The sequence below is a fragment of the Variovorax soli genome (genome assembly GCF_031454625.1).
GTDB lineage: Bacteria > Pseudomonadota > Gammaproteobacteria > Burkholderiales > Burkholderiaceae_C > Variovorax > Variovorax soli_A.
On record NZ_JAVDRF010000007.1, the window covers coordinates 68213 to 80254 of the forward strand.

Consider the following 12042-nt stretch of genomic DNA (forward strand, 5'->3'; position numbering starts at 1 on the left):
ATGGCATTGATCGTTCACAAATACGGCGGCACGTCGATGGGCTCGACCGAGCGCATCCGAAACGTCGCCAAGCGCGTTGCCAAGTGGGCGCGCGCCGGCCACCAGATGGTGGTGGTCCCGAGCGCCATGAGCGGCGAGACCAATCGCCTGCTCGGCCTCGCCAAAGAGCTCGCGCCCAGCAAGGTCGATGACGACCACAACCGCGAGCTCGACATGCTCGCGGCCACCGGTGAGCAGGCTTCGTCGGCATTGCTGGCGATCGCGCTGCAGGCCGAGGGCATGCAGGCCGTCAGCTATGCCGGCTGGCAGGTGCAGGTGAGGACCGACAGCGCTTTCACCAAGGCCCGCATCGAGAGCATCGACGATGAGCGCGTGCGCGCCGACCTCGAGGCCGGCAGGGTGGTGGTCATCACCGGCTTCCAGGGCGTGGACGACGCCGGCAACATCACCACGCTGGGCCGTGGCGGAAGCGACACCTCGGCGGTCGCGGTTGCGGCGGCGATGAAGGCGCACGAGTGCCTGATCTATACCGACGTCGACGGCGTCTACACCACCGACCCGCGTGTCGAGCCCGATGCGCGCCGCCTCAGCACCGTCAGCTTCGAAGAGATGCTGGAGATGGCGAGCCTCGGCTCCAAGGTGCTGCAGATCCGCTCGGTCGAGTTCGCCGGCAAGTACAAGGTGCCGCTGCGCGTGCTGTCCAGCTTCACGCCCTGGGACATCGACATCCAGGAAGAGGCCCGCTCCGGCACCCTGATCACATTCGAGGAAGACGAAAACATGGAACAAGCCGTCGTATCCGGCATCGCGTTCAACCGTGACGAAGCCAAGATCTCCGTACTCGGCGTGCCCGACAAGCCGGGCATCGCATACCACATCCTCGGCGCCGTTGCCGATGCCAACGTCGAGGTCGACGTCATCATCCAGAACCTGAGCAAGGATGGCCGCACTGACTTCAGTTTCACGGTCCACCGCAACGACTACGCGAAGACCGTCGACCTGCTCAAGGAAAAAGTGCTGCCCACGCTCGGCGCGAGTGACATCGTGGGCGACACCAAGATCTGCAAGGTCAGCATCGTCGGAATCGGCATGCGCAGCCACGTGGGCGTCGCCAGCAAGATGTTCCGTGTGCTGAGCGAGGAGGGCATCAATATCCAGATGATCTCCACCAGCGAGATCAAGACCTCGGTCGTGATCGACGAGAAGTACATGGAGCTCGCCGTGCGTGCGCTGCACAAGGCCTTCGATCTCGATCAACCGGCCGCTTAAGCTGGCATAATTGCGGTTTCCTGGAAACGTGACCGAGTGGCCGAAGGTGCTCCCCTGCTAAGGGAGTATGGGGTGTAGAGCCTCATCGAGGGTTCGAATCCCTCCGTTTCCGCCAGGACAGCAGACAAAACGGGCCCTCGCGCTTTTTTGCCCGCGTCTCCGCTGCAAAGGATGCAGCGTGCCAGGCGGCTGCGGCATCACTCTCCGCCAGGCCAGCGTCCGAAGCGTTCGTAGACTGCCGACTTGACGCGCTTGATCTCCAGCAGCGCATCCAGCTTCGGCGCCTCCTTGCCCGAGAGAATCGGCGCGACATGGCCCGCGATGTCCCTGCAGGCCTGCGCGTCGCAGGCGCAGCGTGCGAGTTGCTTCTGGCGCTCAGGCAGGCTCAGGTGCGCGAAATCCTGCATCAGCGATTCGGTGACGCGCAGCGAAGCCGAGGCGGCCGCCAGGCTCATCTGAATCGCGGCACGGAGGCGGTTGCCGAAGTCGTTCTCCTCCTGGATGAGCGATTCGGCTTCCTTCATTGCCGGCGTCAGGCAGCCGATGTCGGTCGGTGCGAAGTAGGGGACGGCCGCCGCCATCGGACTGCGGCCGGCGATGATTTCGTCCACGAGGGTGCGCGCCATCTCCACTGTTTCAAGATCCGGTGATTCCATATCCAGTCCTCGAAGTCTTCAACGTTTTTCAAAGCTGTCGAAGTGTCGTTGCTGCGAGGGAGTACCGGGGTGGAGGCCGCCAGAAAAGCATGCGCGCTGTTAAATCGTCAACGCTTCCCGCGTGCGGATTGCGAGCGGCGCATTGCGGCCGGTGAAGGAATGGATACTTTTCACTTCGAGGGCCTGGCCCGCGCTCCAAGCATGCCGCTCGCAATGGACTGTGCGGTGTTGATGGAATCCGTGAGGCCCAGGTGACCATGGCCGACCGCCAGCCACAGCCCGGGCCGGCCCGCCGCAGGGCCGATGACGGGCACGGAGTCGGGCATGCAGGGCCGATGGCCCATCCATGGCGTCGCGTGCAGGTCCTCGAGTCCTTCGAAGGTCTCGCGCGCGATCCGCTCCAGGATCGCGGCACGGCGCGGATCGGGCGGGCGATCGAGGCCGCCGATCTCCACCGTGCCACCCACGCGCAGGCCGCCTTCCATCGGCGTCACGAAGATCTTGCGGTCTGCCAGCACCACCGTGCGCGAGACCGTGTCGCGCCCGCCCTGGAACTGCACGTGGTAACCGCGCTGGCTTTCCAGCGCCAGGGGCAGACCCAGCGGGTCCAGCAGCCGGCGCGACCACGCTCCCGCGGCCACCACCACATGGTCGAAGGTGTTGCCCGCGCCTTCGCCCTCGGCCGCGCCCGCCGTGGCCAATTGCCAGCGGCCGCCGTCCAACGGCGTCATCGCGCGCACCTCCTCGCGCCGCAGCCGGCCGCCGCGCGCGGTGAAGGCGCGCACCATGGCCTGCACATAGCGCAAGGGATTGATGATGGTCGCGTGGTCGGCCAGGAACATCCCGATGCGGTAGCGCTCGCCCACCCGCGGCTCCAGGGCCAGAATGCCCTCGCGGTCCAGTTGCCGGAACTGGTAGCCATAGTGCTGGCGCATGCGCCAGCTGGCTGCGTCCTTGGCGAGCGCGCGGGCATCGGGATACAGGTGCAGGTGGCCGCGCCGCACGAAGAGCTCGGGTACCCCGAGCTCGCGCGCCAGCGCTTCGTGGCGGTCGAGCGCGCCCGCATGCAAGGCCGCGAGCTTCGCCGCCGACAGCGCCGCCCGCGAGGCCTGGGCCGACGCGACGAAGCGCAGCAGCCACGGCGCAGCCCTCGGCAGGTAGGGCAGAGGGAGGTGCAGCGGGCTCTCTTCGTCCAGCAGCATGCGCGGCAACGAGGAGAGGATGCCGGGCATGGCCAGCGGCGCCACAGAACCGGGGCTGATGGCGCCCGAGTTGCCGTAGCTGCAGCCGCTGCCGGGCTCGTCGCGGTCGATCAGCGTGACGGCTGCGCCGCGCTTGCGCAGTGCCAGCGCGATGCAACTGCCGACCACGCCGGCGCCGACGACCGCGACTTGCAATTCAGATGGCATGGGAGCCGGAGCGCTGGCCAGACACGTACGGCTCGCCCGCGGGCCGGCTGGCGCTGTGGCTGCAGGCCAGCAGGATCGAGTGCAGAAAGGTCAGGGTAAGGCGACGCATGAGGTTTTGCGAAGGAAGGGGCGCACTGTAGTATGAGTTTATCGCCAGTCAATATTAGTTATTGCAGTGCAATAATATGGGCACACTCCAAGAGCACCCATGCCGAGCGCCAAACCCATTGCAGCCGCCCCCGCGCGCAGGAGGCGCAAGCCGGCACCGGGCCTGGAGAGCCCGCTCTTCATGGCGTCGGTCGCCAAGTGCTTCCAGGTGCTGGAGGCGCTCAACGCGGCAGGGCGCGCAGTCGCCCTGACCGAGCTGGCGGCGCTGGCGCGACTGGACCGCAGCGCAGTGCAGCGCATCACGCACACCCTGCGCGCACTCGGCTACCTGCGCCAGCATCCGCTCACCCGGGCCTTCACCTTGTCGGGCCGGATGCTGGAATTCGGTCACACCGTGCTGGCGACCGACCGGCTGCGCGAGAAGGCGAGCCCGCACCTGGAGGCGCTGAACCGAAAAACAGGCGAGACGGTCAACCTCACGGAGATGGAGGGGCCGGAGATTGTTTATGTCGTGCGTTTTCCTAGCCTGCACGCGGTGAGTGTCGACCTGCACGTGGGCTCGCGGCTGCCGGTGTACTGCAGCGCCGGTGGCCGCGCGATGCTATCGAGGCTCGACGAGGCGGAGGCGATGGCGATGCTGGGAGCCGTCAGACGCACCCCCATGACCAAGCGTACGGTGACCGATCTGCCCGGCCTGCGCGCCGCACTGGCGAGGGCGCGCGAGCTGGGCTATGCGCTGAATGACCAGGAGGCCTTTGTGGGGGATATCTCCATCGCGGCGGCGCTGACCAATCGCGCCGGGGAGCCGGTCGGCGCGATCAACATTGCAGTCCCTTCGCCGCGCTGGGAGCTGGCGGAGGTGCTGCGGCGCCTGGTGCCACAGCTGCTGAAGACTGCGCGCGAGATCAACCGGGAACTGGCCGACCTCTGAGGAAGGGCGCTGCGCGGGACTCAGCGCACGCGCGAGTCCTTGCAGGTGTCGATCAGCGCGATGGAGCGCTCGACGCTCAACGCGATCTCGTCGTGGAGGGCCTTCGGCGCCCGGCTGGTGGCCTGCAGGAGCAGGATGCCGGTGCCGAGCAACGAGAGAATGCCGGTCATCAGCTCGGAAAAGGTCAAGATGTCCATCTGGGGGTCCTTGGCGTAGGTGACGGCTCGGGGAAGCGCGCGCCCCCAGTCTCCCACCGGCCCCCAGGCGCCTCAATACGCCATTTGGAGGAGAGACAAAAGTTGGAGAGATGGCGGCGTCCTACTCCACCACCAATCCGTCGAGGGAGGAGTCCGCCGGCGGCAGGGCGAGCTTCATTCCGCGCAAGGTCTTGACCAGCAACTGCGCGATCATCAGGTTGCGATGGTGCTTGCTGTCGGCGGGGATCACATGCCAAGGGGCATTTTTGCTGGACGTGGCGCCCAGTGCCTGTTCGTAGGCCTGCTGGTAGTCAGACCACTTCTTGCGAACGTCCAAGTCGCTGCGCTGGAATTTCCAGCGCTTGCCGGGGTCGTCGACGCGCGCCTGCAGGCGTTCGCGTTGCACCTTCTTGCTGATGTGCAGCATGCACTTGACGACCACGGTGCCGGTCTCCGTGAGCAGGCGCTCGAAATCCCGGATCTGCGCGTAGCGACGCCGCACCTCGTCCCTGTCGATCCAGCCTTCGACCCAGGGCACCAGCACGTCCTCGTAATGGCTGCGATTCCACACCATGATCTCGCCGCTGCGCGGCACATTGGCGTGACAGCGCCACAGGAAGTCGCGGGCGCGTTCGTCATCGTTCGGCGCCTTGTAAGCCGTCACGCGCACGCCCAGCGGCGAGGTGCGCGAGAACACCCAGCGGATGGTGCCATCCTTGCCGCTGGTGTCCATGCCTTGAAGTACCAGCAGCACCTTGCGCCGGCCTTCGGCATGGAGCAGGTTCTGCAGCTCGTCGAGCTCCCCGGCGAGATGATCGAGCCGCTCCTGCTGTGCTTGCTCGTCGCCTTCCAGGAAAGGCGCGTCGGCAGGATCGATGCTGGCGAGGCGGAACTTGCTGTCCTCGACGCGGTACTTCTTGAAGCTGGGCATGCGCAGTGGACTCCTCGTTGTTCGCACGAACCCGAGGGTACGCGATGTTCAGTCTTCGTCGCGATCGAGCGATGCGCTCCAGCGCTTGTCCCAGTCCACGTGGCGGGCCTGGTCGAGGTCGCGGCGGTCGCGCTTGGTGGGCCGTCCCTGCACGATGCTGAGGGCCGGCTCGCTGCCCATGCGACGCTGCTCGCGCGCGGCCGCCTGGGCGGCCAGGCTTTCGGGTGTTTCCTCGTAGAGCTGTTGCGCGACGGGCGCCGGCCCGCGCTGGCCGCTCAGGCCTCGCACCCGCACGATGCGGTCGAGACCACCACCGACCCGCAGCGCGACCAGGTCGCCGGCCTTCACCTCGCGCGAGGCCTTGGCCACCTCGCCATTGACCTGCACGCGGTTCTTGCCGATTTCCTCCGCGGCCAGGGTGCGCGTCTTGTAGAAGCGTGCGGCCCAGAGCCATTTGTCGATGCGCAGGCGGTCCATGTGCGGTCTATGTCTTCGTCATCGATTGTCGCCGACCCGCGGGAGCCGAACGACGGCGTCGAGCCCGTCACGCTGTCCGCCGGCTTCCCGGTTGTCCAGAGCGATGCTGCCGCCCAGCGCCAGCACGATCTCGCGGCAAATCGCGAGTCCGAGCCCGGAGCCGCTGGCGGCGTCGCCGGCCGCGAACGCTGCGAACAGCCGTTGGCGCAGCTCGTCCGAGATGCCGGGGCCCTGGTCGCTCACGATGAAGACGGCGGTCTCATGCTCGGCCTGCACGCGCACCCGCAGCGCCCCGCCACGCGGGCTGTGCTTGATGGCGTTGTGCAGCAGGTTGCGTGCCAGTTCCTGCAGCATCCAGTGGTGGGCACGCACAAGGACCGGCGCGGCGCCGAGCTCGACGTCCAATGCCTTGTCGGCCATCAGCGGCGAAAGGTCGAGCGCCAGCCGGCGCACCGTCTCGCCGAGGTCCAGCACCTGCCACTCGGGCTGCTGGCGCAGCTGCTCGACCTTGGCCAGCGACAGCATCTGGTTGGCCAGCGTGGTGGCGCGCTCCACGGTGTCGCTGATCTCGGTGAGCGCCTGGCCGGTCGGCACGTCCCCGCGGCGTGCCGATTGCACCTGGGCCTTGAGCACCGCCAGCGGCGTGCGCAGCTGGTGCGCGCTGTCGCGCACGAAGCGCTTCTGGTGGTCCAGCAGCCGCTGCAGCCGGCCCATGACCTGGGTGGTAGCGTCGACCAGCGGGCGCAGCTCGCGCGGGGTGTCGGGAGCGTCGATGGCGGACAGATCGTCGGCAGCGCGCGCCTCGATCAGCTCGCCGAGGTGGCGCACCGGCCGGGTGGCGCGCTGCACCACGAACACCGTCACCGCGGCGATCACGCCCAGCAGCACCAGTTGCCGCCAGAGCATGTCCACAAGCAGCTTGCGCACCAGCGTCTCGCGCAGCTCCAGCGTCTCGGCCACCTGCACCACGGCCATGCCGCGGCCGCCCGCACTGGCCACTGGCTGCAGCAGCACGGCCATGCGCACAGGCTGCTCGCGAAAGCGTGCGTCGTAGAAATCGACCAGCGCGGCGTAAGGCGGACGGTCGGGCAGCTTGCCATGCCAGAAGGGCAGGTCGGAAAAGCCGGAAATCATCTCGCCCCCCAGCGTGGAGACCCTGTAGAAGATCTTGCTCTGGTTGTCGGCCTCGAAAGCCTCGAGCGCGGAGTAGGGCACGATCGCGCGCAGCGAGGCATGCTCGTCGTAGCCTTCGACATCGAGTTGCTCGCCGATCGTCTTGGCCGAGGCGAGCAGGGTGCGGTCGTAGGCGGTGGTGGCCGCCGCGAGGCTCTGGCGATACAGGCTCACGCTGTTGATCACGATGAACAGTGCGACCGGCACCAGGATGCCGACGAGCAGCCTGGCCCGCAGCGAGGCAGCGCGCATCACGGCTCTTCGCGCAGGAGGTAGCCGAGGCCGCGCAAGGTCATCAGCGCTGCGCCGGTGCCCGCCAGCTTCTTGCGCAGCCGATACACCACCACCTCGATCGCTTCGTACTGCACCTCGGTTTCGCCGGGAAAGACCAGCTCGAACAGACGCTCCTTGGCCACCGCATGGCCCGGCTTCACCATCAGTGCCTTGAGCAGGGCGAGCTCGCGCGGCGTGAGCTCCATCACCTCGGCGCGGTGGTAGATGGCGCCGTTGTCGGGCTCGTAGCGCAGAGCGCCGACTTGCTGCGGATTGTTCGTGGCCTCTGGAGCGGCACTCTGGTGGCGCCGATGCAGCGCGCGGATGCGAGCCTCCAGCTCGTCCAGGTCGAAGGGCTTGGGCAGGTAGTCGTCGGCGCCGGTGTTGAGGCCCACCACGCGATCGCCCACCGTGCCCCGCGCGGTCAGCAGCAGCACCGGCGTGCGCAGGCCCTCGGCGCGTGCCTGCGCCAGCACCTGCAGTCCGTCGACGTTGGGCAGGGTCAGGTCCAGCGCGACCACATCGGGCTCGAGCGCGCGCCAATGCGCCAGTGCCTGCGCGCCGTCGCCGCACAGTCGCACGTCGATCATGCGGCGCCCGAGGGTACGCTGCAGCGTGGTCTGCATCGAGGGATCGTCTTCGACTAACAGCAGCTTCATGGCCGGTATTTCGGTGTTTACCCCAGTGTGCAGGACAGCCAACTGACAGCGGGGGCGCGCATCATAGCGGCGTTCCGCCTTTCCAGATCCCCAAGGAGACATGCATGCGTCGAGATACCTTCCTGAAGTCGATGGCCGCGTTGGCCGCCACAGGAGCCCTGCCGTTATCGGCATGGGCCGCACCCAACATCAAGATGATGATCCCGGCCAATCCGGGCGGCGGCTGGGACACCACGGGCCGTGCCCTCGGCAAGGCCATGACAGACGGCAAGCTGGCCGATACGGTCACCTACGACAACAAGGGCGGCGCCGCCGGCGCACTGGGCCTCGCGCAGTTCGTCAACGGCTCCAAGGGCGATCCCAATGCGCTGATGGTGATGGGCGCCGTGATGCTGGGCGGCATCATCACCGGCAAGCCGCCGGTGAACCTCTCGCAGGCCACGCCGGTGGCGCGCCTGACCAGCGAATACAACGTGTTCGTGCTGCCGGCCAGCTCGCCGCTGAAGACCATGAAGGATGTCGTCGAGCAGCTCAAGAAGGACCCGGGCAGCGTCAAGTGGGGCGGCGGCTCGCGCGGCTCCACCGAGCACATTGCGGCGGCCATGATCGCGCAGAAGGTGGGCGCCGATCCCTCGAAGATCAACTACGTGGCCTTCCGCGGCGGCGGCGAAGCCACCGCGGCCATCCTGGGCGGCAACGTCACGGTCGGCGGCAGCGGCTACAGCGAGTTCGCGCCGTACATCGCCGACGGCAAGATGCGCGCGATCGCCGTCACCTCGGCGCAGCGGCTGCCGGGGATCAACGTGCCCACGCTCAAGGAGCAGGGCATCGATGTCGAGATCGGCAACTGGCGCGGCGTCTACGGCGCGCCCGGCATCACCGCCGAGCAGCGCAAGGCGCTGACCGACCTGGTGCTTGCCGCGCTCAAGACGCCCGCCTGGAACGAAGCGCTGAAGAAGAACGACTGGACGCCTGCCGTCCTGTCGGGCGACGCCTTCGCCAAGTTCGTGGACGAGGAGTTCGCGAGCCTGCGGGCGACCATGGTCAAGTCCGGCATGGTCTGACGCGCGCTGCGTCGAGCGGCAGTGCGGCTTGGACCGCACGCCCTTCCTTCCCCGATCACCCGCGAGGTCCAGAACAATGTCCAACATCGACCCCACTTCGAGTGGGCACGCTCCGCTCGAGCCTCAATCGCGGCCAGACGCGGTCTGGCCGCAAACCCTGGTCGGCGTCGGCGTCCTGGTCACCGGCCTGGCCCTGGGCTACGGCGCGCTCGGCATTTCGTCGGAAGCCGGCTATGGCGGCGTCGGCCCGAACTTCCTGCCCTGGCTGGTGTCGGTGGCGCTCACACTCTGCGGCGGCTGGATCATCTGGGAGTCGCGCACCGGCGGCTTTCGCGAGATGGAAGCGCCCCCGGAAGCATCTGCCTACTGGAGCGGCTTCGCCTGGGTCTCGGCCGGCCTGCTGCTCAATGCATCGCTGATCACCGTCATCGGCTTCATCCTGAGCTGCACGCTGTGCTACCTGCTCGCGGTCCAGGGCCTGCGGCGCTCGCAAGGCCAGGCCAGTGTCAATTCACCGCGCACTTGGCTTGTCGACTTCGTGACGGGCTTGCTGATCTCCGCGCCGGTCTTCTGGATGTTCACCAAGTTCCTGGCCATCAACCTGCCAGGCCTGACTGCCACGGGCTGGGTCTGAAATGAACGTCACCCCCAGGCTCCGCCACTTCGTGTGGTCCGCCAACCCCTCCGGTGGCCACGCCAGCGGCCCGGCACAGCCGGTCGCGCCGTGTTCCCCCACCGGCGCGCGCATCGTGATGCGCAGTGAATCGTGCAACGAACGGTAGAGCATCGACATGGACATCTTCAATGCATTGATGCATGGCTTCGCGGCCGCGATCACGCCCGCGAACCTGCTCTGGTGCCTGGTGGGCTGCGCCCTCGGCACGGCCGTCGGCGTGCTGCCCGGCATCGGTCCCGCCGTGGCGGTCGCCATGCTGCTTCCGATCACCGGCAAGGTCGATATCACGGCCTCGATGATCTTCTTCTCGGGCATCTACTACGGCGCCATGTATGGCGGCTCGACCACGTCGATCCTGCTGAACACACCGGGTGAGACCGCCAGTATGGTGACGGCGATGGAGGGCAACAAGATGGCCAAGAGCGGCCGGGCCGGCGCCGCGCTGGCGACGGCGGCCATCGGTTCCTTCGTGGCGGGCACCATCGCCACCGTGATCGTCACCTTGTTCGCGCCCTTCGTGGCCGACTTCGCGGTCAAGCTCGGGCCCCCGGAATATTTCCTGCTGATGCTGCTGGCCTTCACCACTGTCAGCGCGGTGCTCGGCAAGAGCACGCTGCGCGGCCTCACGGCGCTGTTCATCGGCCTGGCCGCGGGTTGCATCGGGCTCGACCAGATCTCCGGCCAGGGCCGCTACACCGGGGGCATTCCCGAACTGCTCGACGGGATCGAGATCGTGCTGGTCGCAGTCGGCCTGTTCGCGGTGGCCGAGGTGCTGTACGCGGTGCTGTACGAGGGCCGCATGGTCGAGCACCAGAACAAGCTCAGCCGTGTGCACATGACAGCGCGCGACTGGAAGCGCTCGATCCCGGCCTGGCTGCGCGGCACCGCCATCGGCACGCCCTTCGGCTGCATCCCGGCCGGCGGAACCGAGATCCCGACCTTCCTGAGCTACGCAACCGAGAAGAAGCTGGTGAAGGACCCGCAGGACAAGGCCGAGTTCGGCACCAAGGGCGCGATCGAAGGCGTGGCCGGGCCCGAGGCCGCCAACAATGCCACGGTCACGGCTGCACTGATCCCGCTGCTCACGCTCGGCATCCCGACCTCCAACACCACCGCCATCCTGCTGGGTGCCTTCCAGAACTACGGCATCCAGCCGGGGCCGCAGCTGTTCACCACTTCCGCTGCGCTGGTGTGGGCGCTGATCGCCTCGCTCTACATCGGCAACGTGATGCTGCTGGTGCTGAACCTGCCGATGGTGGGCCTGTGGGTCAAGCTGCTCAAGATTCCGAAGCCGCAGCTCTATGCGGGCATCCTGATCTTCGCCACGGTGGGCGCCTACGGCATGCGCCAGAGCGCCTTCGACCTGTTGCTGCTCTATGTGATCGGCGTGCTGGGCGTGGTGATGCGCCGGTTCGACTTCCCGACCGCCCCGGTGGTGGTGGGCATGATCCTGGGCCCCTTGGCCGAGGCCCAGCTGCGCAACGCGATGTCGATCGGCGAAGGCAGCGCGGCGGTGTTCTTCCAGCGGCCGATGTCGCTGGTGCTGATCCTTGTCGTCGCGGCGGTGCTGGTGTTGCCGCGCGCCGCCAAGTACCTGGGCGAAAGAAAGCAGCTGCGCGCCGCGGCCGGCTGATCCGCCGGCGCCGCGACGCGCCTTCTCGCCTCACTCGTCGGCCGCAAGCGGCGCCGACTGCGCGGTGCTCGCAAACCCGCTGCCAGTGCCCTGGATGCGCGCGACTTCCGCGGTGAACTCAGGGCCATGGCGCAGCCGCTGGTACATCGCCACTTGCGCCCGGTAGCTCCCTCGCAGCGGGTCGAAGTCTTCCCTGTAGGCGCTCTGGCCGAGGCCGGAGCGCAGCCACAGGTTCAGGTCTGCCACGGCCTCGGCGCGGGTGAGCCCGCCGGACTGCGCGTCGGGCGGGCCGACGCGAAATTCCTGGGGTGTCCGTGCGTCCGCCGGCGCTGAAGCCATGTAGTCCGCCATCACCGCCGAGCGGCTCAGGGTGCTGATGGATGGGACGGGCGTCCCGACCCATTGCTCCGGCGGCACTGTTTGGGCGGACACGACACCGGCGAATGTGACAGCAAAAAGAGCAAGAACTTTCGTATTCATGATGAAATCTCCTCTGGTGTGCGGCGTGCGGGAATCGCAGCCATCACGACACGTACTGTGAGGAGCCGCCGCCTCCGGCGCTGTGCGTTTGCGCACAGGTTTTTGC

Annotated in this window: 13 protein-coding genes and 1 tRNA gene; 6 read left to right on the plus strand and 8 right to left on the minus strand. The window is 67.4% G+C overall.

Annotated features, from left to right (window positions below; all coding sequences use genetic code 11):
- Together J2739_RS17025 and J2739_RS17030 are read left to right on the plus strand one after the other, a co-directional pair.
- Nucleotides 1-1269: an aspartate kinase gene (locus J2739_RS17025; protein WP_309903695.1), complete on the plus strand. Its 1269-nt coding sequence runs from the start codon at nt 1-3 to the stop codon at nt 1267-1269.
- A gap of 22 nt (nt 1270-1291) precedes the next feature.
- A tRNA-Ser gene (locus J2739_RS17030) sits at nt 1292-1384 on the plus strand.
- Nucleotides 1385-1466: 82 nt separating this feature from the next.
- Here the strand turns inward: J2739_RS17030 and J2739_RS17035 are convergent.
- Nucleotides 1467-1925, minus strand: a complete 459-nt coding sequence (locus J2739_RS17035; protein ID WP_309903697.1) for a hypothetical protein — start codon at nt 1923-1925, stop codon at nt 1467-1469.
- A gap of 170 nt (nt 1926-2095) precedes the next feature.
- Nucleotides 2096-3334 carry an NAD(P)/FAD-dependent oxidoreductase gene (locus J2739_RS17040; RefSeq protein ID WP_309903699.1) on the minus strand — a complete coding sequence of 413 codons (1239 nt, stop codon included), beginning with the start codon at nt 3332-3334 and terminating at the stop codon, nt 2096-2098.
- Between the two features lie 208 nt (nt 3335-3542).
- Here J2739_RS17040 and J2739_RS17045 point away from each other — a divergent pair, with 208 nt between their 5' ends.
- Nucleotides 3543-4373: an IclR family transcriptional regulator gene (locus J2739_RS17045; RefSeq protein ID WP_309903701.1), complete on the plus strand. Its 831-nt coding sequence runs from the start codon at nt 3543-3545 to the stop codon at nt 4371-4373.
- A gap of 20 nt (nt 4374-4393) precedes the next feature.
- On the opposite strand, the gene J2739_RS17050 is transcribed toward J2739_RS17045, so the two are convergent.
- The 5 genes from J2739_RS17050 to J2739_RS17070 all read right to left on the minus strand — a co-directional run bounded on the left by J2739_RS17050 (nt 4394) and on the right by J2739_RS17070 (nt 8083).
- Complete coding sequence (locus J2739_RS17050; RefSeq protein WP_309903703.1) at nt 4394-4570, minus strand: hypothetical protein; 177 nt, start codon at nt 4568-4570, stop codon at nt 4394-4396.
- Between the two features lie 121 nt (nt 4571-4691).
- The gene (locus tag J2739_RS17055; protein ID WP_309903706.1) at nt 4692-5501 is read right to left on the minus strand and encodes a PPK2 family polyphosphate kinase; all 810 of its coding nucleotides are present in this window, start codon (nt 5499-5501) and stop codon (nt 4692-4694) included.
- A gap of 48 nt (nt 5502-5549) precedes the next feature.
- The gene (locus tag J2739_RS17060; protein ID WP_309903708.1) at nt 5550-5978 is read right to left on the minus strand and encodes an RNA-binding S4 domain-containing protein; all 429 of its coding nucleotides are present in this window, start codon (nt 5976-5978) and stop codon (nt 5550-5552) included.
- 18 nt (nt 5979-5996) lie between these two features.
- Entirely contained in the window at nt 5997-7406 is a 1410-nt protein-coding gene (locus J2739_RS17065) for a sensor histidine kinase (protein ID WP_309903710.1), read from the minus strand.
- The gene (locus J2739_RS17070) at nt 7403-8083 is read right to left on the minus strand and encodes a response regulator (protein ID WP_309903712.1); all 681 of its coding nucleotides are present in this window, start codon (nt 8081-8083) and stop codon (nt 7403-7405) included. The genes J2739_RS17065 and J2739_RS17070 overlap by 4 nt, the downstream gene beginning before the upstream one ends.
- A gap of 104 nt (nt 8084-8187) precedes the next feature.
- Here J2739_RS17070 and J2739_RS17075 point away from each other — a divergent pair, with 104 nt between their 5' ends.
- From J2739_RS17075 to J2739_RS17085, 3 genes are all read left to right on the plus strand, one after another.
- Nucleotides 8188-9147 carry a Bug family tripartite tricarboxylate transporter substrate binding protein gene (locus J2739_RS17075; RefSeq protein ID WP_309903714.1) on the plus strand — a complete coding sequence of 320 codons (960 nt, stop codon included), beginning with the start codon at nt 8188-8190 and terminating at the stop codon, nt 9145-9147.
- Nucleotides 9148-9223: 76 nt separating this feature from the next.
- Nucleotides 9224-9781, plus strand: a complete 558-nt coding sequence (locus J2739_RS17080; RefSeq protein ID WP_309903716.1) for a tripartite tricarboxylate transporter TctB family protein — start codon at nt 9224-9226, stop codon at nt 9779-9781.
- A gap of 157 nt (nt 9782-9938) precedes the next feature.
- Entirely contained in the window at nt 9939-11456 is a 1518-nt protein-coding gene (locus J2739_RS17085; RefSeq protein ID WP_309903718.1) for a tripartite tricarboxylate transporter permease, read from the plus strand.
- 30 nt (nt 11457-11486) lie between these two features.
- Here J2739_RS17085 and J2739_RS17090 read toward each other — a convergent pair whose 3' ends face one another.
- Nucleotides 11487-11888, minus strand: a complete 402-nt coding sequence (locus tag J2739_RS17090) for a hypothetical protein (RefSeq protein ID WP_309903720.1) — start codon at nt 11886-11888, stop codon at nt 11487-11489.
- Nucleotides 11889-12042: the final 154 nt, after the last annotated feature.